The 26035-nt window shown below is 54.9% G+C and carries 23 protein-coding genes; 9 read left to right on the top strand and 14 right to left on the bottom strand.

Going from position 1 to position 26035, the window contains the following annotated elements; all coding sequences use genetic code 11:
- Positions 1-7: 7 nt before the first annotated feature.
- The 6 genes from ftsB to cysG all read right to left on the bottom strand — a co-directional run bounded on the left by ftsB (position 8) and on the right by cysG (position 5209).
- Positions 8-325, bottom strand: coding sequence for a cell division protein FtsB (ftsB, locus tag AC07P6_RS06200; protein ID WP_478315870.1), 318 nt, complete (start codon positions 323-325; stop codon positions 8-10).
- 140 nt (positions 326-465) lie between these two features.
- A complete protein-coding gene (locus AC07P6_RS06195; RefSeq protein ID WP_110275845.1) occupies positions 466-792 on the bottom strand; it encodes a DUF3561 family protein in 327 nt (108 codons plus the stop codon).
- Positions 793-842: 50 nt separating this feature from the next.
- Positions 843-1448, bottom strand: coding sequence for an adenylyl-sulfate kinase (gene cysC / locus AC07P6_RS06190; RefSeq protein WP_142514524.1), 606 nt, complete (start codon positions 1446-1448; stop codon positions 843-845).
- Positions 1448-2875, bottom strand: a complete 1428-nt coding sequence (cysN, locus tag AC07P6_RS06185; RefSeq protein WP_478315869.1) for a sulfate adenylyltransferase subunit CysN — start codon at positions 2873-2875, stop codon at positions 1448-1450. The genes cysC and cysN overlap by 1 nt, the downstream gene beginning before the upstream one ends.
- Positions 2876-2884: 9 nt before the next feature.
- Entirely contained in the window at positions 2885-3793 is a 909-nt protein-coding gene (cysD, locus tag AC07P6_RS06180) for a sulfate adenylyltransferase subunit CysD (RefSeq protein WP_112213858.1), read from the bottom strand.
- A 9-nt stretch (positions 3794-3802) separates the two neighbouring features.
- Positions 3803-5209 (bottom strand): siroheme synthase CysG, encoded by a 1407-nt coding sequence (gene cysG, locus AC07P6_RS06175; RefSeq protein ID WP_478316949.1) that lies wholly within the window; start codon positions 5207-5209, stop codon positions 3803-3805.
- Between the two features lie 246 nt (positions 5210-5455).
- On the opposite strand from cysG, the gene AC07P6_RS06170 reads away from it, so the two are divergent.
- From AC07P6_RS06170 to AC07P6_RS06160, 3 genes are read left to right on the top strand one after another with little or no spacing between them, the layout of a single operon-like run.
- Complete coding sequence (locus AC07P6_RS06170; protein WP_434661821.1) at positions 5456-6511, top strand: aminopeptidase; 1056 nt, start codon at positions 5456-5458, stop codon at positions 6509-6511.
- A 35-nt stretch (positions 6512-6546) separates the two neighbouring features.
- On the top strand, positions 6547-7734 hold the full coding sequence (locus tag AC07P6_RS06165) for a DUF3142 domain-containing protein (protein WP_478315867.1): 1188 nt from the start codon (positions 6547-6549) through the stop codon (positions 7732-7734).
- Positions 7721-9766, top strand: a complete 2046-nt coding sequence (locus tag AC07P6_RS06160) for a hypothetical protein (RefSeq protein WP_478315865.1) — start codon at positions 7721-7723, stop codon at positions 9764-9766. The genes AC07P6_RS06165 and AC07P6_RS06160 overlap by 14 nt, the downstream gene beginning before the upstream one ends.
- A gap of 71 nt (positions 9767-9837) precedes the next feature.
- On the opposite strand, the gene cysH is transcribed toward AC07P6_RS06160, so the two are convergent.
- The 3 genes from cysH to cysJ form a co-directional block, all read right to left on the bottom strand.
- Entirely contained in the window at positions 9838-10572 is a 735-nt protein-coding gene (cysH, locus tag AC07P6_RS06155) for a phosphoadenosine phosphosulfate reductase (RefSeq protein WP_304253237.1), read from the bottom strand.
- Positions 10573-10741: 169 nt separating this feature from the next.
- Complete coding sequence (gene cysI / locus AC07P6_RS06150; RefSeq protein WP_182234526.1) at positions 10742-12454, bottom strand: assimilatory sulfite reductase (NADPH) hemoprotein subunit; 1713 nt, start codon at positions 12452-12454, stop codon at positions 10742-10744.
- Entirely contained in the window at positions 12454-14253 is a 1800-nt protein-coding gene (gene cysJ, locus AC07P6_RS06145; RefSeq protein WP_478315863.1) for an NADPH-dependent assimilatory sulfite reductase flavoprotein subunit, read from the bottom strand. Before cysJ ends, cysI begins: the two co-directional genes overlap by 1 nt.
- 318 nt (positions 14254-14571) lie before the next feature.
- On the opposite strand from cysJ, the gene queD reads away from it, so the two are divergent.
- The 4 genes from queD to AC07P6_RS06125 all read left to right on the top strand — a co-directional run bounded on the left by queD (position 14572) and on the right by AC07P6_RS06125 (position 17245).
- Complete coding sequence (gene queD, locus AC07P6_RS06140; protein WP_181485110.1) at positions 14572-14934, top strand: 6-carboxytetrahydropterin synthase QueD; 363 nt, start codon at positions 14572-14574, stop codon at positions 14932-14934.
- Positions 14935-15014: 80 nt separating this feature from the next.
- A complete protein-coding gene (locus AC07P6_RS06135) occupies positions 15015-16286 on the top strand; it encodes an FAD-dependent oxidoreductase (protein ID WP_478315861.1) in 1272 nt (423 codons plus the stop codon).
- Positions 16277-16537: a ferredoxin family protein gene (locus tag AC07P6_RS06130; RefSeq protein WP_181485108.1), complete on the top strand. Its 261-nt coding sequence runs from the start codon at positions 16277-16279 to the stop codon at positions 16535-16537. The genes AC07P6_RS06135 and AC07P6_RS06130 overlap by 10 nt, the downstream gene beginning before the upstream one ends.
- Before the next feature lie 132 nt (positions 16538-16669).
- Entirely contained in the window at positions 16670-17245 is a 576-nt protein-coding gene (locus AC07P6_RS06125; protein WP_181485107.1) for a glycerol-3-phosphate responsive antiterminator, read from the top strand.
- A gap of 181 nt (positions 17246-17426) precedes the next feature.
- On the opposite strand, the gene AC07P6_RS06120 is transcribed toward AC07P6_RS06125, so the two are convergent.
- The 5 genes from AC07P6_RS06120 to AC07P6_RS06100 form a co-directional block, all read right to left on the bottom strand.
- Positions 17427-18281, bottom strand: coding sequence for an electron transfer flavoprotein subunit alpha/FixB family protein (locus AC07P6_RS06120; RefSeq protein ID WP_478315859.1), 855 nt, complete (start codon positions 18279-18281; stop codon positions 17427-17429).
- Positions 18278-19060, bottom strand: coding sequence for an adenine nucleotide alpha hydrolase family protein (locus AC07P6_RS06115; protein ID WP_478315857.1), 783 nt, complete (start codon positions 19058-19060; stop codon positions 18278-18280). Before AC07P6_RS06115 ends, AC07P6_RS06120 begins: the two co-directional genes overlap by 4 nt.
- A complete protein-coding gene (locus AC07P6_RS06110; RefSeq protein WP_228727440.1) occupies positions 19038-20387 on the bottom strand; it encodes an MFS transporter in 1350 nt (449 codons plus the stop codon). Before AC07P6_RS06110 ends, AC07P6_RS06115 begins: the two co-directional genes overlap by 23 nt.
- 57 nt (positions 20388-20444) lie before the next feature.
- The gene (locus AC07P6_RS06105; RefSeq protein WP_478315855.1) at positions 20445-21899 is read right to left on the bottom strand and encodes an FAD-binding oxidoreductase; all 1455 of its coding nucleotides are present in this window, start codon (positions 21897-21899) and stop codon (positions 20445-20447) included.
- 192 nt (positions 21900-22091) lie between these two features.
- Entirely contained in the window at positions 22092-22877 is a 786-nt protein-coding gene (locus AC07P6_RS06100) for an SDR family oxidoreductase (RefSeq protein ID WP_110275863.1), read from the bottom strand.
- Between the two features lie 321 nt (positions 22878-23198).
- Between AC07P6_RS06100 and AC07P6_RS06095 the strand changes: the two genes are divergently transcribed.
- Together AC07P6_RS06095 and AC07P6_RS06090 are read left to right on the top strand one after the other, a co-directional pair.
- Positions 23199-24497 (top strand): MFS transporter, encoded by a 1299-nt coding sequence (locus tag AC07P6_RS06095; RefSeq protein ID WP_478315853.1) that lies wholly within the window; start codon positions 23199-23201, stop codon positions 24495-24497.
- 26 nt (positions 24498-24523) lie between these two features.
- Positions 24524-26002 (top strand): FGGY-family carbohydrate kinase, encoded by a 1479-nt coding sequence (locus AC07P6_RS06090; RefSeq protein WP_478315851.1) that lies wholly within the window; start codon positions 24524-24526, stop codon positions 26000-26002.
- Positions 26003-26035 lie beyond the last annotated feature (33 nt).

The following is a 26035-nucleotide window of genomic DNA, read 5'->3' as shown; positions in this document are numbered from 1 at the left end:
GGCCTGTCTATCGATTATTCTGCTGTTGTCCCGCCGCCTGGTTGCGTTTTGACGCATCCGGCACCAGACGATAAAACGTTTCGCCCGGGCGGGTCATACTGAGCTCATTGCGCGCACGTTCTTCGATAGCTTCCTGGCCGCCATTGAGGTCGTCAATTTCGGCGAACAGCTGATCGTTGCGTGCTTTTAATTTGGCATTGGTTTCCTGCTGAGCGGAGACATCGTCATTAACCCGGCTATAGTCATGCAGACCATTTTTGCCGAACCAAAGCGAGTACTGCAGCCAGACCAGCAAAGCCAATAATAGCAGCGTTAATTTACCCATCCTGCCCCCTGAAAAACGGCATCATCATCCCATAACTCGCCCGAGTACTCTACTCTGGCGCGCGGACGACGCCGCGTAACGCGGGGACTGTACCACATTTTTACCGTTGATACCCAGGCTAGATTCATTCGTAAAAAGGACTATCCCAGCAGCCAGAGGAACAGCAGACCGAACATCAGTCCGACGGTCAAAATCGTCGCACCAACGCTGTAGCGAAGTTTACCGTCCAATAGGGAATGCAGCGCGATCCCGACCACCACGGCAACCGGCATGATTGCCAGGAAGAAGGGCCAGGTATAGAGGAGGAAAAATAGCGTGTTACCGCCATAGATAAGGAAGGGAATACCCAGCGCCAGCAGCCATGAAATAAAGCCCACGGCAGCACCTGACAGAGACCAGGTGGTCTCGTCATTAGCCACGGGGGGCGGTTCTGAACGAAAAATAGTAATGTTCTGGGTATTACGCATATCGAATCCTGTTGACCGGGCGACCGGCACCCATCGATGCCGTCGCCGTTTCAGGATCTGATAATATCGCTCTGTCGGAGCAGGTCTAATAGTTGGTGCACCAAATTTGTTACCAATTGTTCACCGTCGAGATGGATTTCCGCTCTCTCCGGGGATTCATATACTGAATCAATCCCGGTAAAATTACGCAATTCCCCCGCCCGCGCCTTCTTGTATAAGCCTTTCGGGTCCCGCGCCTCGCAGATAGCCAGCGGTGTATCGACAAAAACCTCGATAAAGCGCCCTTCGCCTAGCCGCTCGCGCACCATTTGCCGCTCCGCACGATGCGGAGATATAAATGCCGTCAATACAACCAGCCCGGCATCGACCATCAGCTTCGCCACTTCACCCACGCGACGAATGTTTTCTTTGCGGTCATCATCGCTGAATCCAAGGTCGCTACACAGGCCATGACGCACGTTATCACCATCCAGCAAATAAGTGCTCACACCAAGCTGATGCAGCGCCTCTTCCAGCGCACCGGCAACGGTGGATTTCCCCGAGCCCGAAAGCCCGGTGAACCACAGCACCACGCCGCGATGGCCGTGATGCTGCTCGCGCTGCTCCTGGGTCACCGGATGCGCATGCCAGACGACGTTTTCGTCATGCTGGGCCATTATTTGCCTCCCAGCAGGTTGCGAGCGTCCCAGTGCGGGAAGTGCTTGCGAACAAGCTGGTTCAGCTCAAGCTCAAACGCGCTGTACTGCGAAGCGCCCGTTTGCGCCTGCTCGTTCGGTTCGCGTACCATGCCCGCGCCAACGGTGACGTTAGTCAGACGGTCGATAAAGATAAGCCCTCCGGTCACCGGGTTATCCTGGTATTTATCCAGCACCAGCGGTTCGTCAAAGGTCAAATCCACCAGGCCAATACCGTTCAGCGGCAGCGATTCCACTTCTCGCTGGGTCAGGTTATTGATATCCACCTGATAGCGAACGCCATCGATACGCGCGCGGGTTTTCTTACCGGCGATTTTAATGTCGTAGCTCTGGCCTGGGGTCAACGCTTGTTCCGCCATCCAAACCACGTCGATGCTGGCACTCTGCACCGCAGGCAGAGAGACCGCTGCATCAACCAGCAGATCGCCACGACTAATATCGATTTCGTCTTTCAGCACAATCGTGATCGCTTCCCCGGCACCCGCTTGCGGCAGGTCACCGTCAAAGGTGACGATACGCGCGACGCTGGATTCCACGCCCGACGGCAGCACCTTCAGGCGCTGACCGAGCGTCACGGTGCCGGACGCCACGGTACCAGAAAAGCCGCGGAAATCGAGGTTCGGACGGTTAACATACTGTACCGGGAAGCGCAGCGGCTGATTTTCGACCGCACGCTGAATTTCAACGGTTTCCAGCACCTCCAGCAGCGTCGGGCCGCTGTACCAGCGCATTTTGTCGCTCTGGTTGGCAACATTATCCCCATCCAGGGCTGACAGCGGCACAAAGCGAATATCCAGATTGCCCGGCAGCTGTTCGGCGAAAGTCAGATACTCTTCGCGAATGCGGTTAAAGGTCTCTTCGCTAAAATCGACGAGATCCATTTTGTTCACCGCCACCACCAGGTGCTTGATCCCCAGCAGCGTAGAGATAAAACTGTGGCGACGGGTCTGATCCAGCACGCCTTTACGCGCATCGATCAGCAAGATCGCCAGGTCGCAAGTCGATGCGCCGGTCGCCATATTACGGGTGTACTGCTCATGCCCCGGGGTGTCGGCGATAATAAATTTGCGCTTCTCGGTGGAGAAATAGCGGTAGGCCACGTCAATAGTAATGCCCTGCTCGCGCTCGGCTTGTAAGCCATCTACCAGCAACGCCAGATCGAGCTTCTCGCCCTGAGTACCGTGACGTTTGCTGTCATTGTGCAGCGAAGAGAGCTGATCTTCGTAAATTTGTCGGGTATCGTGCAGCAGCCGGCCAATCAGCGTACTTTTACCGTCATCGACGCTGCCGCAGGTCAGAAAACGCAGCAGGCTTTTGTGCTGCTGGGCATGCAGGTAGGCTTCGACTCCGCCTTCATCGGCAATTTGTTGTGCAATAGTGGTATTCATGGCGGCTCCTTAGAAATAACCCTGACGTTTCTTCAGCTCCATGGAGCCTGACTGGTCGCGGTCAATCACGCGCCCTTGTCGTTCGCTGGTGGTGGAGACCAGCATCTCTTCGATGATCTCCGGCAGCGTTTGCGCGTTGGATTCCACCGCGCCGGTCAGCGGCCAGCAGCCGAGGGTACGAAAGCGCACCATCTGTTTTTTGATCATCTCGCCGGGCTGTAAATTAATACGATCGTCGTCGATCATCATCAGCATGCCGTCACGTTCCAGCACCGGACGCTCTGCCGCCAGGTACAGCGGAACGATTTCAATATTTTCCAGATAGATGTACTGCCAGATATCCAGCTCGGTCCAGTTGGAGAGCGGGAACACGCGGATGCTTTCGCCTTTGTTAATCTGGCCGTTATAGTTATGCCACAGCTCCGGACGCTGGTTTTTCGGGTCCCAGCGGTGGAAACGATCGCGGAAAGAGTAGATACGCTCTTTAGCGCGGGATTTCTCTTCATCACGACGCGCGCCGCCGAATGCGGCATCAAAGCCGTATTTGTTCAGCGCCTGCTTAAGACCTTCGGTTTTCATAATGTCGGTGTGCTTAGCGCTGCCGTGCACGAATGGGCTAATGCCCATTGCTACCCCTTCCGGGTTTTTATGTACCAGCAGCTCACAGCCGTAGGCTTTAGCCGTACGATCGCGGAATTCGTACATCTCACGGAATTTCCAGCCGGTATCGACGTGCAGCAGCGGGAACGGCAGAGTGCCGGGATAAAACGCTTTACGCGCCAGATGCAGCATCACGCTGGAGTCTTTGCCGATGGAGTACATCATCACCGGGTTAGAGAATTCGGCGGCCACCTCACGAATGATATGGATGCTTTCCGCCTCCAGTTGCCGCAGGTGAGTGAGTCGTTTTTGGTCCATAACCGTTCCTTAAGCCAGATTTACCACAGAAGAGTTAAACCCCTCTGCTGTCGTTGTGTGTTGAAACCAGGCGAGCTGTTGATGTAATTGCACCACTTCACCCACCACCAGCAGCGCGGGCATCGGGGCGTCTTTCGCCAGGTTTTCGAGTTGTTGTAATGTGCCGGTCTTCACTTGCTGATCGGCGCGAGTCCCGCGAGAGATGACCGCTACCGGAGTGTCGTGGTCGCGACCATGGGCGATCAACTGAGCGCTAATTTCCGCCGCCTTCAGGCTGCCCATATAAATCGCCAGAGTCTGACCGCTTTGCGCTAACCGCGCCCAGTCGAGCGGAGAGTTTTCCGCGTTGAAGTGTCCGGTGACGAAGGCCACGCTCTGGGCATAATCCCGATGAGTCAGCGGGATACCGGCATAGGCCGTTGCGCCCACCGCCGCCGTCACGCCTGGGACGACCTGAAACGGAATGCCAGCTTCGGTCGCGGCCTGCAGCTCTTCGCCGCCGCGGCCAAAAATAAACGGGTCGCCGCCCTTCAGGCGAATCACCGTTTTGCCCTCTTTTGCCGCGTCCACCAGCATGCGGTTAATTTCCGGCTGGAGCACAGAATTGCCAGCAGCGCTTTTGCCAACGCAAATTAGCTCCGCATCGCGTCGCACCAGCTCGCGCACTTCCGGAGTAACCAGGTTGTCGTAAAACACCACATCAGCCTGCTGAATCGCCTGCAAACCACGCAGGGTTAACAGTCCGGCATCGCCCGGCCCTGCCCCAACAAGAATAATTTCTCCAGTGCGCTTTTCCGGCTGTTTAAGTTCTTCTTCCAGCGCCTTTTCCGCTTCGGCTTTGTTGCCTGCCAGCATCAGGCTGGCAAAACGGCCGGTAAACACGCGTTCCCAAAAACGGCGGCGTTCGGCGGTGGTTTTAAGGTGAGTTTTGATATGGTGACGCCAGTAGCTTGCCGCTTCCGCCATCCGCCCCAGGTTAGTCGGCAGCAGCGCCTCAATTTTTTCGCGCAAAATGCGCGACAGCACCGGCGCTTTCCCGCTCGAAGAGATAGCCACCATCAGCGGAGAGCGGTCGACGATTGATGGGAATACAAACGAGCACAGCGCCTGATTATCCACCACGTTGACCAGCCGATAGCGTGCGTTCGCCGCAGCAAAAACGCGCTGGTTCAGCTCGTCGTCTTCGGTTGCGGCAATCACCAGGAAAACATCATCAAGCTGCTGCTCTGTAAATACGCTTGCCCGCCACTGGATTTCCTGGTGCTCAACCTTCCCGGCAAGTTCCGGTATCAGCGCTTCGGCGACAATCTGCACCTTCGCTGCGGCGCGCAGCAGGAAAGTAATCTTGCGTGCGGCAATCTCGCCACCGCCGATAACCAGTACGGGTCTGTCTTTCAATTCGGCAAATATCGGCAAGTAGTCCACAGCGCAACAACTCTCTTACAATCAGTCATAGAGCGACTATAGGGTGCGGGTTAGAGCAAATGAAATTACGAAATGGAATGAGTTGTTACTCAAAGGAATAACGCCCTGGAAAAGCAAATATCAAAAAGTGCTTAACACGCGGTTTTTCCGGGATTTAAGAGCGATTGAAATTGTTTAACCTCGGTCACAGTTTCATACTACGCGGGTAAAATTGTTTTGATCGTGTAAGGACCCCCTATGTTTTCCGCATTGTGCCGTCGCCTGCTTCCTCTGGCGTTGGGCGCAGGTTTTGTCTTCTCCGCCGCCCCGGCATTGAGCGCCCTGGGCGACACCGCCAATGCGCAGGCTCGTCACATCGCTACCGTTTTTCCCGGAAGAATGACCGGCTCGCCCGCCGAAATGCTGTCGGCAGATTATCTGCGCCAGCAGTTCACACAAATGGGCTATAAAAGCGATATTCGCAGCTTTAACACCCGGTACATTTACACCAACAACGATCAGCGCAAAAACTGGCAAAACGTTACCGGCAGCACGGTTATTGCCGCGCATGAAGGTAAAGATCGCCAACAGATTATTATCATGGCGCACCTTGATACCTACGCACCGCAGACCGATGCCGACGTCGAAAATAACCTTGGCGGCCTGACGTTGCAGGGTATCGATGATAACGCGCTGGGGCTGGGCATCATGCTGGAACTTGCCGAGCAGTTAAAGAACGTCCCTACCCGTTATGGGATCCGCTTCGTTGCGACCAGCGGCGAAGAAGAAGGTCGTCTCGGGGCGCAGAATATGCTCAAACGCATGAGCGAAGCCGAAAAGAAAAATACTCTGCTGGTGATTAATCTTGATAACCTGGTCGTCGGCGACAAACTCTATTTTAATAGCGGTCGCAGCACGCCAGCCTCGGTACGTAAACTAACCCGCGACCGGGCATTGACCATCGCCCGTAGCAAAGGGATTACCGCATCCAGCAATCCCGGTAAGAATCCGGACTATCCGCAGGGAACCGGCTGCTGTAATGATGCCAGCGTGTTTGATGAGGCGGGGATCCCGGTGCTATCCGTGGAAGCCACCAACTGGTCTCTTGGGCGCAAAGATGGCTACCAGCAGCGCGCGAAATCCCGTTCGTTCCCCGACGGCACCAGTTGGCACAACGTGCAACTGGATAACCAGCAATATATTGATAAAGCCCTGCCGGGCCGGATTGCGCAGCGCAGTCGCGATGTGATGAAGATTATGCTGCCGCTGGTTAAAGAGCTGGCGAAGGCGGAGAAGAAACTTCAATCAAAATAGGCTGTTATTAAAGCCAGGCCACAAGGATTGTCGCCATGATGCACGCTCGTTTTTTCATGCTGTTGTTTCTTTTACTGGCTGTCAGCGGGCATTCTGTTGCCGACAGCCAGGTCTATATCTGGCAGCGGGTCTGGAACGTCGGGCATGAAACGGCGTTGCGCCAAAGCCACGATCTTTTTTCCACTTTGCGCGTACTGGGGCTGCAAATCCATCCCCAGGAAGGTGCACGCATTGCCCGGGTCGACACACCATTATTACAGCAGGATGGCCGCCCGGTGTGGCTGGTGGTTCGCCTCGACGGTAGCCTGACGCAGCTGGATGCGGCGGCGATTTTGCCGCAGATTCAAAGCATCATCACCCGCTGGCGCAGCGCTAGCGTGAACCTCACCGCGATAGAAATAGATTACGATGCGCCCACCTCGCGCCTCGTCGAATACCAGCGTCTACTTGCTGCATTACGCCAGGCGCTGCCTCCAGAGATGGCGCTCAGCCTGACCGCGCTGCCGACCTGGCTCTCTTCACCACAACTTCCTGCACTACTGGCAACGGTCGACAGTTCCGTGCTGCAACTGCACAGCGTGCTGTCGCCACAGCAGGGTTTGTTTGACCCAGTGCAAGCGCTGCGCTGGAGCGGGCAATATGCACTGATCTCCCCACATCCGTATTACCTGGCGCTCCCGGCCTATGGTTCCGCGCTGGTTTCCACGCCCGGACAGCCCGCTCGGGTAGAAAGCGAGTCGCCGCTGGGCATCGCGGGCGAGAAACAAGAACTTAGCGTATCGCCGCCGCAAATCGACGCCTTTACCCGCGAACTCGAACAGCATCCGCCCAAAAACTTTGCGGGCATCGCCTGGTTCCGCCTGCCGCTGGAGAGCGACAGCCGCGCCTGGTCGCTTTCCACCCTGGAAGCGGTTATCCACCACCGGCCATTAAGCTCCCGCTGGCAGTGGCTGGCGGTTCCTGACCAAACGAGCGCCAGCGCAGACTCCACGCTCTACGAACTGGCGATAAAAAATGCGGGCGACATTGATGCGCAGCTCCCGGCAAGCATTACGTTGCAGACTGAAGATTGCCTCGCCGCAGACGGTGTGGGCAGCTACCGCTTTGACGAGCAGACATTTTACCTGACCTCCCCGGCACTGCTGCGCGCCGGGCAGACGCGGGCCATCGGCTGGGCAAGATGCCCATCGCCACCACAAGGAGAGTTTCATGTTAACCCGTAAATTACCTCTGGCCGTGCTCCTGACCACCGCGCTGGCCGCCATCAATAGCCATGCCTGTGGGCCGTACTTCCCCAACTATTTACTACAAAACCGTAACGCCAATCTGCTTTATCTCCCGGAGGGGAGCTTTGATTTAGAGAGTAGCCGCCTGGTGCCTGCCGATCCGCGTCTGCCGCAATGGCGTGATACGTCTGGCGATAAACCCGCACCGCCTTCCGCGCAGGACGTTTTAATCAAAGAGATCCGCGCCAGTGGCTCAGTAGACGCGGCAGAAAAGTTGGCGGTCAGCCTGCCGACAGCAGCACGTCTGTATGTGCTCGGGGCGGTAGCCTTTGCCACTTACGATAATCGGGCGCGCGACTACTTTCGCCAGGTGATAGCGCTTCCTGTAGATCAGCAGGGTGAATGGGGGCTAAAAGCGCGCTACTCGCTGGCCCGGGATTTAATGGGTGACTATCCTGCGCCTCGCTCTGAGAGCGGATATCCGCTTTCCAGCAAAGATAATTCTCACGGTAGCGAGCAGGAGCTGCGTGAAGCTTTCGAGCTTTATCAGCAAATTATCGACGCTGTGCGCAATGGACAAGAAGACCCGGAGCTGCTCTCGCTGGCAAGCCTCGGTCAGCAGGGACGCATCAAACACTGGCAGAGCGAACCGCTTGCCGCGGCCCACCTCTACGCCCAGCAAGCGGCTCAGGGTTCGCCCACCGGCAGCCTCTCCTTACGCTATACCGCCGATATTCTGAGCCATCCGGAAAACGAGAACTTCCTGCAACCGGGCATTGACGATCCGGTTATTCAGCAACTGCTTATTGTGAGTTTTTTCACGCGATCTTCCAATTCCTTGTTCGAGCCAGAACCCAGACCCAATAACGAGAAAGAGATCAAAAATTACCATAATGAGGTGATAGCGAAGCTGGCGCAGAAAATAAATTACGACATGCCCGGCAGCGATCGTCTGATCGCCCTTGCCTACCGCAATGGTCAGTATCCTCTGGTGACCCTGCTGCTGAAAAATGCTAAAGAAAATGGGCTAACCGCATGGGTGCAAGCCAAAATGGCGCTGCGAGAGGGAGATGTAAAAGCCGCGACCGCATGGTATGCAAAAGCCGCCGCATCGTTTCCGGTAAACGAAGTATGGGGTCCCCAGCCTGATAATAGTGAGATTGTTGGCGATGAGTTTGTTATTGCGTCCTGTCGTATCAATGCCGAGCAGGCGATCCTGGCGTTAAACCGCAACGACTATCTGGAGGCGATGCGCTTAATGTACAAAGCCAAAGACAGCTACTGGCCGGACTTAGCGCAGATTGCCGAACAGGTGCTGACGGTAAAGGAGCTTATCGCGTTTGTGGATAAATATGTCCCCGCGCCGAATCCTCCTTTACTCAATCAGCCTGAAAATACCGCGCGCTATAGCGCTGACGTCAGGCTGCGCGCCCTGCTCGCCCGCCGTCTGATGCGTGAAGGTCAGTATCAAAAAGCGCTGACTTATTTTGCCATTCCCGAGGATCGAGAAAGGGCTCTCTCATTTATTAATACCGTGCCAAAAAAAGGGCAAAAAATAGCGACAGCGCAGGCCTGGTGGCAGGCCGCGCTAGTTCTACGCAATCAAGGAATGTGGCTGACTGGCTATGAGATGGCCCCGGATTTTGCACTCTTCGACGGCGGGTATTCCTGGCCATATTACGACTGGGGCCCGGAAGAAAATCCGGCGACCAAATCGTGGATTAGCGCTGGTGAGCGCTATCGCGTTCAGCTCTCGCAGCCCAAACAGGATAATCATTTTATGCACTATCGCTGGCAGGCGGTGAAGCTTGCAGAGAAAGCCGCCGATTTATTGCCGCGCAAATCACAGGCCTATGCCGCCGTACTGTGCAATGCGACAGGCTGGATATGGGCTCAGGACCCCCAATCAGCACGACGTCTGTACAAGCGCTACGTGAAAAACGGCGCACCGTTCCCGTGGGCAGAAAATTTTGGTCAGAATTGCCCGAAGCCGGAGTTTACCGCACTCAACAATAACGAAAAAATTTAGAAAGGCACCGAATAACTCATTAATCATTTACGTAAAAAAATCCCGGCAGCGCCGGGATTCATATTAATCTTTCAACCTTCGTGCAACCCGCACTCTCTTTTCAACCCAAAGAACCGCGTTTCTTCTTCCGCCATTCCCGGTTCCCATTTGCGGGTGGTATGGGTATCTCCCACCGACAAATAACCCTGATCCCACAGCGGGTGGTATTTCAGGCCGTGTTTTTGCAGATACTGATAGACGGTGCGGTTGTCCCAGTCGATGATCGGCAGAATCTTAAATACGCCGCGTTGGATTGCCAGCACAGGTAAATGTGCGCGGCTACCGGACTGCTCGCGGCGCAGGCCCGCAAACCAGGTTTGCGCGTTCAGCTCTTCCAACGCCCGGTTCATCGGCTCAACCTTGTTGATGTCATTGTATTTCTCAATGCCTTCAACGCCCTGCTCCCACAGCTTGCCGTAGCGCGCTTCCTGCCAGGCGGCGCTCTCCTTTGCCCGGTAGACCTTCAGGTTCAGATTGAGTTTGTCCGTTAACTCGTCGATAAACTGGTAGGTTTCCGGGAACAGGTAGCCAGTGTCGGTCAGAATGACCGGAATATCCGGGCGAACCTGATTGACCAGATGCAGGCTTACCGCCGCCTGAATACCAAAGCTCGAAGAGAGCACGTATTCGCCCGGCAGGTTTTCCAGCGCCCACGCAACACGCTCTTCCGCGCTCAGCTTTTCCAGCTGGCTGTTGGTTTCCGCCAGTTGCAAAACGCGATCGACCTTCGGTAATTCGTTAAGCACGTTTAGATCGAGTACGGACATAAAGACCTCATTTGTTTGTTCCCCTCACCCTGGCCCTCTCCCCAAAGGGGCGAGGGAGAAAAGACAGCTCCGGTGGCCTACTAGCCCCGTAGGAACGGGGAGAGAAAAGACGGCACCGAACTATCCCCTCTCCCCCACGGGGAGAGGGTTAGGGTGAGGGGTGACGGTGTTATTCCCAGAAATCCCGGGCTGGGTCGAGCACCGGGCGAATGATGCCCGCACGCACCGTAAAGTCGCCGAAGCCTTCACCCGCTTCGCGCTCTTTCGCCCAGCGCCCTACCAGTTCGTCAAGTGAGTCGAGAATTTCCGACTCGGTAATATTTTCCCGATACATGCGCGGAATACGCGTCCCGCTGCGGTTGCCGCCAAGGTGCAGGTTGTAGCGGCCCGGCGCTTTACCCACCAGACCCACCTCCGCCAGCATCGCGCGGCCGCAGCCGTTCGGGCAGCCGGTCACGCGGGTGACGATATGCTCATCAGCGACGCCATGCTTGCTCATCACTCCCTCAACTTTATCGGTGAACGATGGCAGGAAGCGTTCGGCTTCGGCCATCGCCAGCGGACAGGTCGGAAACGACACGCAGGCCATGGAGTTTTCACGCTGCGGCGTGACGGCATTCATCAGACCGTGATCGCGGGCCAGCTTCTCGATCTTCGCCTTCTGATCGTCAGGAACACCGGCAATGATCAGGTTCTGGTTGGCCGTAATACGGAATTCACCTTTATGGATCTTCGCAATCTTCAACAGGCCGGTTTTCAACGGACGCCCCGGGTAATCAAGGATACGACCGTTTTCAATAAACAGCGTCAGGTGCCAGTTATTGTCGATACCTTTTACCCAACCGATGCGATCGCCGCGGCCGGTAAACTCGTAAGGGCGAATCGGCTCAAACTTGATCCCCGCCCGGCGCTCCACTTCCGCCTTGAAGGTCTCAACGCCGACGCGCTCAAGAGTATATTTGGTTTTGGCATTTTTACGGTCGGTACGGTTACCCCAATCGCGCTGGGTGGTCACCACCGCTTCCGCCACCGCCAGAGTGTGCTCAATCGGCAGATAGCCGAATTCGCTCGCCGTGCGGGCGTAGGTTTTCTTGTTGCCGTGCTCGATGGATAAACCGCCGCCAACCAGCAGATTAAAGCCCACCAGCTTGCCGTTTTCGGCAATCGCTACGAAGTTCATATCGTTAGCGTGCAGATCGATATCGTTCTGCGGCGGGATCACCACGGTCGTTTTGAACTTACGCGGCAGATAGGTCTGACCGAGGATCGGCTCTTCATCGGTGGTGGCGACCTTCTTCTGATCCAACCAGATCTCTGCATAAGCGCGAGTACGCGGCAGCAGGTGCTCGGAGATCTTCTTCGCCCATTCATAGGCTTCAGCATGAAGCTGAGACTCGTTCGGGTTAGAGGTACACAGCACGTTACGGTTCATATCGTTGGCGGTCGCCAGCGCATCCAGCCCGACCGAATGCAGCATCTGGTGCACCGGCTTGACGTTCTTCTTCAGAATACCGTGAAACTGGAAGGTCTGACGGTTGGTCAGACGGATGCTGCCGTAAATGGTGTTATCGGCAGCGAATTTATCGATCGCCTGCCACTGTTTAGTGGTGATCACCCCGCCCGGCAGGCGGCAGCGCAGCAGCATCGCATGGCGCGGTTCCAGCTTCTGTGCCGCACGCTCGGCGCGAATATCGCGATCATCCTGCTGATACATGCCGTGAAAGCGGATCAGCAGGAAGTTATCGCCTTTAAAACCGCCGGTCAGACCGTCGTTCAGATCTTCCGCAATGGTGCCGCGCAGGTAGTTACTTTCGATCTTCATGCGCTCGGCATCGACCAGTTTACCTTCGACCACCAGCGGGCCTGGATGTTTTTCGCTCATTAGTAGACATCTCGCTGATAACGGCGCTCAACGCGCAGCTCACTTAAAAATTCGTCCGCCGCTTCGGCGTCCATCGCGCCAAATTCGGCAATCACTTCCAGCAACGTCTGCTCAACGTCTTTTGCCATACGATTGGCATCGCCGCAGACATAAATATGGGCACCGTCGTTAATCCAGCGCCACAGCTCTGCGCCCTGTTCGCGCAGTTTGTCTTGTACGTATACTTTTTCTTTTTGGTCGCGAGACCAGGCCAGATCGATGCGGCTCAGTACGCCCTCTTTGACGTAGCTCTGCCACTCCACCTGGTAGAGGAAATCTTCGGTAAAGTGCGGGTTGCCGAAGAACAGCCAGTTCTTGCCTTCTGCGCCTTCTGCCGCGCGCTGCTGCATAAAGGCGCGGAACGGCGCGATGCCGGTACCCGGGCCAATCATGATAACTGGCGTCTCTGGGTTAGCAGGCAGACGGAAGTTATCGTTATGCTCGATAAAGACGCGAACTTCGCCATCTTCTTCGACGCGGTCGGCAAGGAAGCTGGAAGCGCCGCCGGTGCGGGCGCGGCCTTCGATGTCATAGCGGACAACGCCGACGGTAACATGCACTTCGTTTTCGGTTTCCGCCTGCGAAGAGGCGATAGAGTACAGGCGCGGCGTCAGCGGGCGCAGCAGGTCAATCACTACCTGAGCATCCAGTTGCGCCGGAGAGAAACGCACCATGTCGACGATCGGCGTGGTCGCGGCGTAATGCTGGAGCTGTGCCTTATCGCCCACCATCGGCAGCAGAGATTCGCTGCGGGTTAAGGTGGCGTAGTTCTCAACGATATTGCCGGTGTTAACCGTCAGCTCGAAGTGCCACTCCAGCGCTTCAGCAAGCGGCAGGGTTTTACCGTCAACCGTCACCGGTTCCGTGCCCTGCAGCCACAGCAGCTCCACCAGTTCTTTGACCAGAGCAGGATCGTTCTGGTACCAGACGCCCAGCGCATCGCCCGGCTGATAGCGCAGGCCAGAGTCGCCGAGGTCAATTTCAATATGGCGCACATCTTTTTCTGAATCACGACCGGTGATTTTTTGATTCGCGGCGAGCGTCGCGGTCAGCGGCGCTTCTTTGGTATACGGGCTGGTGTGAATCTCATTCACCGCCCCGCTGGTCACCAGTTGGGACGGCGCGGCAGCAGGCGCGCGGGCTTTCAGCGCCTCAACCACGCGGGCGCGCCATTCAGCGGCGGCACCCTGGTATTCCACATCAGAGTCAACCCGGTCGAGCAGGCGTTCACCGCCCAGTTCGGCCAGTTTGTTATCAAAATCTTTGCCGGACTGGCAGAAGAATTCATAGGAGGTATCGCCAAGGCCAAATACGGCAAACGCAGTATCGGTCAGCTTCGGCGCTTTTTTCGAAAACAGGAACTTATGCAGCGCGACGGCTTCTTCCGGCGGCTCACCTTCGCCTTGCGTTGACGTCACGACAACCAGCAGTTTCTCGGAGGCAATTTGTTTGAATTTATAGTCGCCTGCGTTAACCAGCTTCACGTTCAGTTGCGCGGCCTGCAAATCGTCACGCAGCGCTTCAGCGACGCGGCGGGCGTTGCCGGTTTGCGATGCCGAAATAAGGGTAATGGAAGGGACTTCAGCTGCCTGGGCTGGAGCGACAACCGCCGCGCCGGGCTGCTGGTTCAGCACGCCCCAGAAATAGCCGGAAACCCAGGCCAGCTGGGTTGGCGTGAAGTCAGTCGTGGCCGCCTGAAGGCGCGCCATTTGCTCCGGGTTAAGCGGTAGCAAATTAGAAGGTGGGGCCTGTGTCGTCATGCGTCGTTATGTTCCAGTAAGCAAAGCTGTTAGTCGCAGCCTGTCAGCGCGATAAAACAGAAGAGAATAGAAGGGTAACGGTGCAGATAGTAACAATTAAAGAAGGGATGGAAATAACAAATAACCAAATGGACTAACCTGTTTTAGTTATAGTTATTAACAACAAAATCGATTAAATAACCCCATGATATATAATAATTTAATTCCAATAAACCAGATGAATGTGTCCATTTTCTGCTCAGGGCCGTTTTAGTTAATGCGAAAAAAGGTGCTTTCCGGTACCCTACGGCGGTTTTTTTGCCATATTGAGAATAAAAGATGTCCACCACGCTGTTTAAAGATTTCACCTTCGAAGCCGCTCACCACCTGCCGCATGTACCGCAAGGGCATAAGTGCGGTCGCCTGCACGGTCACTCTTTTATGGTGCGCCTGGAGATTACCGGTGAAGTCGATCCCCATACCGGGTGGATAATGGATTTTGCCGAGCTGAAGGCCGCGTTTAAGCCGACTTACGACAGGCTTGATCACTATTATCTGAACGATATTCCGGGGCTAGAAAATCCCACCAGCGAAGTGCTGGCAAAATGGATCTGGGATCAGATGAAACCTCTGATTCCGCTACTGAGCGCGGTGATGATTAAAGAGACCTGCACGGCGGGCTGCGTCTATCGCGGCGAGTGATTAAAGCGTTTGTGTCGGCGGTCAATATTCCTTAAATAACGTCATGTTAGCTTATGCGCTCTGGATATCTGGGGCGCAATATGGCTGACGATTTTGATATTATTATCATTGGTGCAGGGATAGCTGGCACCGCTTGTGCTTTACGCTGTGCGCGGGCAGGACTTTCCGTTCTGTTGCTTGAACGCGGCGAACTTCCCGGCAGTAAAAATCTTTCCGGCGGGCGGCTGTATTGCCATGCGCTTGCCGAACTCCTTCCTCATTTTCAGCAATCCGCTCCGCTTGAACGCCGCATCACCCAGGAAAGTCTGGCCCTGATGACCGCAAACGGCGCAACGACATATTCCAGCCTGCAACCCAACGGCGACTCCTGGAGTCTCCTGCGCGCCCGCTTCGATCCGTGGTTTGTCGGCCAGGCCGAAGATGAAGGCGTCCAGTGTATTACTGGGGCGACGGTCGAGGCGCTGTATCGCGAAAATGGTCGGGTCTGCGGCGTCATTTGCGATAATGAAACCCTGCACGCCCGCTACGTCGTACTGGCTGAAGGGGCTAACAGTGAGCTGGCGGAGCGGCATGATTTAGTGCCTCGCCCTTCCCCATCGTCAATGGCGTTAGGGATTAAAGCGGTGCTGGCGCTGGAGCAAAAAACGCTGGAAGATCGCTTTCGCCTGGAAGGTAACGAGGGGGCGGCGATGCTCTTCACCGGCGGCGTCTGCGGGGATTTGCCCGGCGGCGCGTTTCTTTATACCAATCAGGATACCCTCTCATTCGGCATTGTTTGCCCGCTCTCCTCGCTGGGAAAAGGCGCGGTTCCGGCCTCTGAACTGCTGGAGAATCTCAAATCACATCCGGCCCTGCGCCCTTTGCTACGAGGGAGTGAAACGCTGGAGTATGGTGCGCATCTGGTGCCCGAAGGCGGTCTGCATAGCATGCCCGTGCAGTACGGCGGAGACGGCTGGCTACTGGTTGGCGATGCGCTACGCACCTGTATCAATACCGGCTTTACCGTGCGCGGGATGGATATGGCGCTCATCGGTGCTCAGGCGGCAGCGCAAACGTTGATTCGAGCCTGTCAGCAAATCGCGCCGCAAAACCTGTTTGCACAATATCACCAGGACGTTGAACGCAGCCTGCTGTGGGAGATTCTTCAGCGCTATCAGCATGTGCCCGCACTGCTGCAACGCCCCGGCTGGTATCGCCAGTGGCCTGCGTTAATGGAAGACATTTCCCGCGAACTTTGGCTGCAGGGCGCGAGCCCGGTTCCGCCGCTGCGCCAGATAGTCTGGCGTCAGCTTCGCCGTCACGGCCTGCGCCATCTGGCAGGCGATCTTGTCAGGAGTTTACGATGTCTGTAGCCCGCAACGTCTGGCGTCCCGCCGACAGCCCGCATATTGTTCCATCCGCTTCACCGACTCCGGAAATCGCCGAGTTGCTGATTCAATCCTGCCCCGCCGGGCTTTTCTCACGCACGGCGGAAGGTGAGCTGCGGGTCGACTATCGCGGCTGTCTGGAATGCGGCACCTGCCGGTTGTTATGCGATGAGGCAACGCTGAAAGAATGGCGCTATCCTGACTCTGGTTTTGGTATTACATTCCGTTTTGGGTAATAAAGCTGAAAGGCTAATACATTGTTATGTAATAAAAAACGCCAGCAGAACGGTTCCCTCTCCCCTTCGGGGAGAGGGAGAAAACCGTACCAGCAGCTTGAAGTATGACGAATAAAATACAAAGGACACACCATGCCCCTGCTACACCTGCTCCGACAAAATCCGGTCATTGCGGCCGTCAAAGATAACGCCAGCCTGCAATTAGCCATCGATTCCGAATGCCAGTTTATCTCCGTGCTGTACGGCAATATCTGCACCATCAGCAACATCGTCAAGAAGATCAAAAACGCCGGTAAATATGCGTTTATTCATGTCGACCTGCTGGAGGGCGCGTCTAATAAAGAGGTGGTGATTCAGTTTTTGAAGTTGGTTACCGAGGCGGACGGCATCATCAGCACCAAAGCGCCGATGCTCAAAGCGGCCAGAGCGGAAGGCTTCTTCTGCATTCATCGTCTGTTTATCGTCGACTCTATTTCCTTTCACAATATTGATAAGCAGGTGGCGCAGTCTAATCCGGATTGCATTGAAATCCTGCCTGGCTGTATGCCGAAAGTTCTGGGATGGGTAACGGAGAAAATTCGCCAGCCGCTGATCGCCGGGGGATTGGTTTGCGATGAGGAAGATGCGCGCAATGCGATGAAAGCGGGCGTCGCGGCTCTTTCAACCACCAATACCAACGTCTGGAAATTAGCAAAACAGCTTAATTAATTTATCGGCTTTGTTCCCGGGTCGCGGCGTAAACGCCATACCCGGGCTACCGGACCTGTTTTAGATATTGTGCTCGCGTCTTTGCCGGGCGGCGGCTGACGCCTCGCCCGGCCTACAAAACCACTCTCCCACAAAGCGCACGATCTGTAGGCCGGATAAGGCGCTAGCCGCCATCCGGCCACTATGCTTCTACGCAGGCGACCAGTTCCTCAAGCACCGGTAGCCAATCGTCAACAATACCAACATCCGCCTGAGAGAATACCGGCGCGCTGGCATCATGATTGATCGCCACAATAAACCGGCTATCCCGAACGCCTGCCATCAGCGCCGCCGCGCCCGATGCGCCCACCACAATGCAAACATCCGGAGCCAGAAGATGGCCTGAGATGCCAATCAGGCGATCGGCATCATAGCCGCCGTTCATCACCCGCGCACGGCTGTATCCCGCTTCCGCCCCCAGACGTTGCGCGATAGCCGCTATTTTTTCGGCATCAACGACCTCACCGCCCTGCCCGACAACCAGCACCTGATTCGCCTCCTGCAAGGGATGATCTCCCGAGCGCTCCACGCTTTCAACACTGATTAACCAGTTGGGTAAAACCGTCGGCGCAATATGGCGTGTCGTCAGATCGGCGGGAAAATCACCAGTCACGCTACCGCCGGCTTGCCGCGCCAGAGACAGGCACAGCGGTCGGGCGCTAAACCCCAGGGTAGCCGTCAATGCATTGCCCCAATGAGATTTGGTCACTCTACCCTCTTGCGCATTGACTGACAGCACCTGACATACGCTGCCGCCTTGTAAACGCCAGGCCAGCCTTGTTGCCAGCTCATCGCCCAAAATCCCGGCTGGAAATATCAACATATCGACCGGCGTCTGCCGCCACTGGACGACCAGCGCATCAAGAAGCTGCTCAGCAACTTCCGGTTCGGCATCAATAATCCAGCGTTCCACCTCCGCCTGACCAGGCTCATTTGTCGCCAGCCAGTGTCCCATCGCGGCGCGGTCACCGGTTGTCATCACCATCGCTATCTTCATGGCTGTATCCTCTGACGTAGATAACTCTCCCATAGCATCCTGGCTTTCTCCTGCGCCGTTGCCCCGTCGACAATAACCGCGCTGCGCCGCGGTTCCGGGCGAGTCAGACGCAAGCACTGAACGGCGGGCATCACCTCAGCGGTGACCGCCTGACGCACGATATCCGCCTTTGCCGCCGCCAGACGTTGGCGCATACCGGGCACCGCAAGCGCTACCTCACCGCACTGCCTGACGGCAATGACCACCGGTAGCCGCACCTTGCAACGGCGGATACCGTGGGTTGTTCGCTGCTCGATGACGACAAAAGGCGGCTCAAGGGTAAAGCGCTCAACCTGGGTGAAACAGGGCCAGTCCAGCATTTCCGCCAGCAGAAACGGCGTCTGGCCATTCTGCCCTTCGCTGCTCTGACAGCCGGTGACGATCAGCTCAGCACCGTGGCTGCGCTGCCAGTCGGCAATTTGCCCGGCAATAAACGATGGCGCAAAGCGTAAATCCGCAGCCACCTCCAGCAGCACCCGCTGATCAAATCCCAGCGCTGCGAAGTAGCGCAGCCAGTGCAGCGCGCGTTCATCGCCAATGCTTAAGGCGGTCAGGTTCATCTCGCAGCCTGCATTGCGCTGGGCCAACAACAGCGCAGCCGCGGCCTGTTCATCGGCACCGATAGTGCAACGCAATAGCGAGATATCAGGGCCGCAGGTATCCCGCCCGGCGGTCTGCCAGTCCTTTTCAGCCAGCATGCTGGCATCAGGTTCCGGCTTAAACGCCAATAGAATGTTCATTTTTACCTCCTTGTCTTTGGTCGCCGCTTCCGGCCGCCACCAGCGGCAGCGCCTTGGTTTCCGGCGCCCACAGCCAGGTCACCACGAAGCCAACCAGCAATACCCCGGCCAATAGCAGCAGCGTCACCGTCATCCCCCATTGCGCCAGGGTCCAGGGCAGCAGGCCGGTGCTGATTGCGGCGCCAAGTCGGCTCATAGCGGTGGCGAATCCAACGCCCAGCGAGCGAATATCCGTCGGAAAACTTTCTGCGGGTAAAATCCCTACCAGGTTACTCACCGCCGAAATCGTGGTGCTGAATAAGACAAAAAGCAGCAACGTCCAGTGGCTACCTTGAGGTAAGCAGGCCATCACGATTAATGTCGCCGCAAGCAGCAGAAAGCTGCCGAGCAGGAAATGGCGATGGGCCAGCAGATGGGTCAATACCAGGCCCAGCAGCGCGCCAACGATCAGCAGCGCATTTAGCATCAGGCTGGCGGTCAATGCATCTTCAAGGCCGATGGTTTCAGCAATGGTGGGAAGCCAGGTGTAGATAACGAACCATGGGATCACCAGACAGACAAAAAAGATGCTATTAAAAGCCGTGCGCCGCCAGTAGCGGGATGAGAACAGGGTTAGGATATGTTTATTCGTCTCTTTCGTTACCTCATCGCCCAGTTGTACGTGCATACCAAAACAGCGCTGCACCACGGCATGGGCTTCAGCGAATCGCCCCTGACGCATCAACCAGCGTGGGGATTCCGGCGTTCCCCAGCGCAACAGTGTGATGAGCAGCGCAGGCAGGGCTGACGATGCCAGCAGCCAGCGCCATGCATCCGGGTTTTCACTAATAAAATGATGCCCGGCAAGGCTTGCCAGGACGTAACCGACGGTCCATACCACGCTAAACGAACCGAGCAGAATCCCTCGGTGTTTGCGCGGCGAGAACTCGGCCAGCAACGTGTGGCCCACGGAGTAATCTCCGCCGAGGCCGATCCCTATCAGGACTCGCAAACCAATCAGCTGTTCGGGCGTGGTAGCAAAAAATTGCAGAAATGAAGCGACGGTAATCAGCACAAAGCTGAAGTTGAAAATTTTCTGGCGGCCAATATGATCCGAAACCCATCCCAGAACCAGGCTGCCGATAAAAAGCCCAAGCAGCGCCGCCCCGCCAATCATCCCGGCCATAAAAGGCGTCAGATGCATAGCAGGGGTCAGTTGAATAATGGCGTAACCGATAACGCCGAGGACATAGCCGTCAACCAGATGTGCGCCGAAGGTCAGCGCGGCAATGCGGCAGTGAAAACCGTTAAGCGGTAAATCGTCCATTCGCACCGGTGAAGTGTTCATTTCTATCCCTTCATGGTCCGATAAAAACGGCTTCCCGGTTGAGAAGCCGTGTCACTCTTATTTTTCAATCGGATAAATCGTTCCGGTATTCATGATACCGTTTGGATCAAACTGCTTCTTCAGCCCTTCCAGCAGCGGCCAGGCGCTACCGTGTTCCAGCTTGCTCCAGTGAACGCGATGTTTACCAATCCCGTGGTGATGCACCATCGAACCGCCGAGACGAATCGTCTCTTCGCAGATAATCTTGTTCAGCGGGTTGTGGTACTTATCGATTTCCTCTTCCGGCTTGCAGTCCACCACGTTGTAGTCGTAGACGAAGTACATGTTGGTGCCGTTCATGTAGCTATGTGAAGAGTGGCCGCCCAGCATGGTGATATCGTCCGCGTGAGGAAATTCGGTGCGGATGCGGTTGATCACGCTTTCATAGATTTCATGGATGCAGCTCCAGCAGCCGGAAACCTCGGTAGTGAAGCCCATATTACCGGTTTTGAGGATCTGCACACGTTCAGCAGCCACTTTTTCCGGGCCCCAGTTCAGGTGATTAAACCAGGCTTCGATCAGCTTGCTGTCCACGCGCTGGCACTGTGGATAGCGCGCAACCACTTCCGCAATCCCTTCACCGGTCGCTTTCGCCATCAGCGGGTTGCCTTCCGCCATAAAGATCAGAACGCATTTGCCGTCGGCAAAATGGGTAAAGTGTTGGGTGCCATCTTCTGCATCGTAAAGGCGAGCAATTGACGGGCGATACCCATCCACCATCACTTCGCGCAGGATATTGAACCCAACCTTCATGTCATCCAGGATATAGCCATAGAACAGGTTATTTTCCGGGGTAAACTTGAAGATTTTCACTGTGACTTCAGTGATATAGCACAGCGCACCTTCGTTGCCGATAATGATGTGGCGAATGTCCGGGCCGGCAGCGCGGCGCGGGACGTTTTTGATGCGGGTGACGGTGCCGTCCGGCAGCACGGCTTCCAGCCCGACCACCATATCTTCAATCGCCCCGTACAGCGTGGAAAACTGGCCGATACTGCGGGTTGCCACCAGGCCGCCCATCTGTGCCAGCGGTTTAGACTGCGGTGAGTGTCCGGTGGTATAGCCTTTAGCCCGCAGCGCGTTTTCCAGAATTTCGAGCGGTACGCCACACTGCGCGGTCGCCTGCATATTCTCAATATCAATATTGAGGATTTGGTTCATTCCAGCGCCGTCCAGCACCACGGAATTTTCCACCACGGTTTCCAGGCCGCCTTCGGTCGCGGATGCACCGGTACGCGGAACGCCGTTGATTTTATGCTGGTTCATAAACGCCAGCACGTTGGAAACCTGTTCGGTCGAGCCTAACTTAACCACTGCGGCAGGCAGCGGCAGTGTAAAAACGCCATGGATGTCCGCATATTTACGAAAACGGTCAATACTATTTCGCTTTAAAACGGTTTCATCAGTAATAACGCGATCGGAGCCAACAATTTCTTTTAATTGGTCAACAATCGCTTCACGGGATAGAGACATAGTAATTCCTTCCTGATAATTAATTCGGAATATACACGTCATCCTTCAAACTGCCTCTTTGTTGGCTGCGCTCATAAACCCCAGTCACATAGTCATCTATGCTCCTGGGGATTTAATTCCCTTGCCGCCTCGATGCATCTTGAATGATTTTGTGTAATATAATAAATGGAAACAGAAACCACCGGTTACAAATTAACGCACCAGATAACCACCATCGACGACCAACAGATGACCGTTAACATAATTTGATGCCTGACTGGCTAAAAATACGGCAGCCCCCATTAAGTCCTGAGTATCACCCCAGCGATTTGCCGGGATATGATCGAGCACCCGTTGATTAGTTTCAGGATTGCTACGGGTAGCCAGAGTAATATCGGTAGCGTAATAACCCGGAGCGATACCATTAACCTGAATATTATACTGCCCTAATTCATCACAATATGCTTTTGTGAAACCGGCAAGCGCATGTTTAGTTGCTGAATAAGCCGGAGACCACTGTCCGCCAAGGTAAGAGAATAAAGAACAAATATTGATTATTTTTCCGCTGTTTTGCGGAATCATAATTTTTGCCGCTTCATAGCTCAGCTCAAATGGCGCCGTCAGGTTAACGTCAATCATCGGATCCCAATCCGCACGACCGAAGTCCAGAACCTTGTTCAGCTTACAAATCCCGGCGTTGTTGACCAGGATATCTACCGTGCCAAAGCGCTCGCAACAGGCGGCGATGATCTGCTGCGGGGCACCTTTAGCGGTGATATCCACTTGCATGAATTCAACCTCAACACCCTGTTTTTCAATCATTTCTTTTGTTTCACCGTTATCCTTCACAAAGCTTGGGATAAACAGATTTGCTCCGGCTTTCGCCAGCGCCATGGCAAAGGCCTGACCCAGCCCGCTATTGCCGCCAGTGACAATCGCCGTTTTACCTTTCAGTGAGAAGAAATCCATTGAGAATGCATTAAGAGATTCGATCGACATAGTTAAGCTCCAAATTCCTTTAGGCAAAAAAAAAGAAAGGCAACTTCCCCCGCAAGAGGGAAGTCACCTTTCTCATTATCTCTGGTAACTGGGGTAAATTTTTAACACAACGCTTAAGCATCTAATGTGATCGTAATCACAGATGAATCTTTCACTTCACAATCGAGCGTAAAACTACGAATCGTGATTATTCTCACACTAAATGTCACGCTGACATGCTATTTCTAGTCACAATTACTAGAGACCTGAGAAAAGTAATCCACCTGAACAAGGCGGGTTTACTTTTCTCTTTTTTTCGTCTATACAAAATGAGATTACGATATGCAACAAACCTCATATCGCCGTTGGATAACGCTTGCCATTATTAGTTTCAGCGGTGGCGTCAGTTTCGACCTTGCCTATTTACGCTATATCTATCAAATTCCAATGGCTAAGTTTATGGGATTTAGCAATACCGAGATCGGCTTAATAATGAGCACATTCGGTATTGCCGCCATTATTCTTTACGCGCCCAGCGGGGTTATTGCCGATAAATTCTCCCATCGCAAAATGATTACTTCAGCGATGATTGTTACCGGACTACTGGGTTTATTAATGGCGACTTATCCGCCGCTGTGGGTCATGCTTTGTATTCAGGTCGCCTTTGCTATAACCACTATTCTGATGCTGTGGTCAGTGTCAATTAAAGCGGCCTCTCTGCTTGGCGATCATAGCGAGCAGGGGAAAATCATGGGCTGGATGGAGGGGCTGCGCGGCGTCGGCGTGATGTCGCTGGCGGTATTTACCATGTGGGCATTTTCCCGCTTCGAGCCTGATGACAGCAACAGCCTGAAGACGGTCATCATCATCTACAGCGTGGTCTATATCCTGTTGGGAATATTGTGCTGGTTCTTCGTTAGTGACGCTCCTCAGCACAGCAATGCGGAAAAAGAAGAGAAAAAAGCGTTCCAGCTCAGCGATATTCTCGCCGTTCTGCGTATTAGCACCACCTGGTACTGCAGCATGGTGATTTTTGGCGTCTTTACTATCTACGCCATTCTCAGCTACTCCACCAACTATCTGACGGAAATGTACGGTATGTCGCTGGTGGCCGCGAGCTATATGGGAATTGTGATCAACAAGATCTTCCGCGCCTTCTGCGGCCCGCTGGGCGGCATTATCACGACTTATAGCAAAGTAAAATCGCCGACCCGGGTCATTCAATTACTGTCAATTGTTGGAGTCGTAGCGCTGATCGCGCTGTTGGCAACCAACTCAAACCCACAATCCGTTGCCATGGGTATCGGCCTGATTCTGCTGCTGGGCTTCACCTGCTATGCCTCACGCGGGCTCTATTGGGCCTGCCCTGGCGAAGCGAGAACGCCAAATTACATCATGGGAACCACCGTCGGTATCTGCTCGGTCATTGGCTTCCTGCCCGATGTTTTTGTCTATCCGATTATCGGCCACTGGCAGGACACCCTGCCCCCGACAGAAGCCTACCGCAATATGTGGTTGATGGGCTTAGTCGCACTATGCATGGTGATCCTCTTTACCTTCCTGTTGTTCAGAAAAATACGTAGCGCCGATGTCACACCAGAAAACGAAACATCGCTGGCCGCTAACGCTACTGGCGAGTGATGGTGAAAATTTAAAGGAGAATAATAATGTCAAAGAAATACATCATTGGAATTGATGGCGGAAGCCAGAGTACCAAGGTCGTGATGTACGATCTGCAGGGAAACGTGGTCTGCGAGGGAAAAGGCTTGTTGCAGCCGATGCACACCCCGGATGCCGATACGGCTGAGCACCCTGACGACGATTTATGGACCTCTTTATGTTTCGCCGGAAAGGACTTGATGAGTCAATTCGCCGGACATAGAGAAGATATTGTCGGCATTGGACTGGGCTCCATCCGCTGCTGCCGCGCGTTACTGAAAGCCGACGGTACGCCCGCCGAGCCGCTTATTAGCTGGCAGGACGCCCGCGTCACCCGGCCCTATGAGCATACCAATCCCAATGTTGCCTGGGTTACTTCGTTTTCAGGCTATTTGTCGCACCGCTTAACCGGCGAGTTCAAAGACAACATCGCTAACTACTTTGGTCAATGGCCGGTGGATTATAAAACCTGGGCGTGGAGCGACGACGACGAGGTGGTGAAGAAGTTTAATATTCCGCGCAAGATGCTGTTCGATGTGCAGATGCCGGGCACCATCTTAGGCCATCTTACCGAGCAGGCTGCTCTCTCCACCGGCTTCCCGGCTGGGCTGCCGGTTATCTGCACTACCAGCGACAAACCGGTTGAAGCGCTCGGTGCAGGGTTACTGGATGACGAAACGGCGGTGATCTCATTGGGTACCTATATCGCCCTAATGATGAACGGCAAAGCGTTGCCGAAAGACCCCGTCGCCTATTGGCCAATCATGTCTTCCATTCCTGAAACCCTGCTGTACGAAGGATATGGCATTCGCAAGGGGATGTGGACGGTTAGCTGGCTACGGGACATGCTGGGTGAGTCCTTAATCCAGGATGCTCAGGCGCAGGGTCTGTCGCCGGAAGACTTGCTCAATAAAAAAGCCTCCGTCGTGCCTCCGGGCTGCAACGGTCTGATGACCGTGCTGGACTGGCTGACCAATCCCTGGGAGCCCTACAAACGCGGCATCATGATCGGCTTTGACTCCAGCATGGATTACGCGTGGATTTACCGCTCTATTCTGGAGAGCGTTGCTCTGACGTTGAAAAATAACTACGACAATATGTGCAATGAAATGAACCACTTCGCCAAACATATCATCATTACCGGCGGTGGTTCGAACAGCGACCTGTTTATGCAAATCTTTGCCGATGTGTTCAACCTGCCGGCCAGACGCAACGCCATTAACGGCTGCGCGAGCCTGGGGGCGGCAATCAACACGGCGGTTGCACTGGGCTTATATCCCTCTTATGAGAAGGCGATTGAAAACATGGTCCGGGTAAAAGATGTGTTTATGCCGATTGAGAACAATGCCAGCCGGTACGAGGCATTGAATAAGGGGATCTTCAGGGATTTAACTCAACACACCGATGTGATTTTGAAAAAATCATACGAAGTTACCCATGGCAATCTGGATAACGTCGACGCGATTCAAAGCTGGTCGAACGCGTAATGAGTACGCCGGGCGGATGATATCTACCCGGCG

Source organism: Klebsiella sp. GFKo11 (assembly GCF_056490265.1).
The sequence above is the reverse complement of the archived record's forward strand: the minus strand, read 5'-3'. Positions and strand labels throughout refer to the sequence as shown.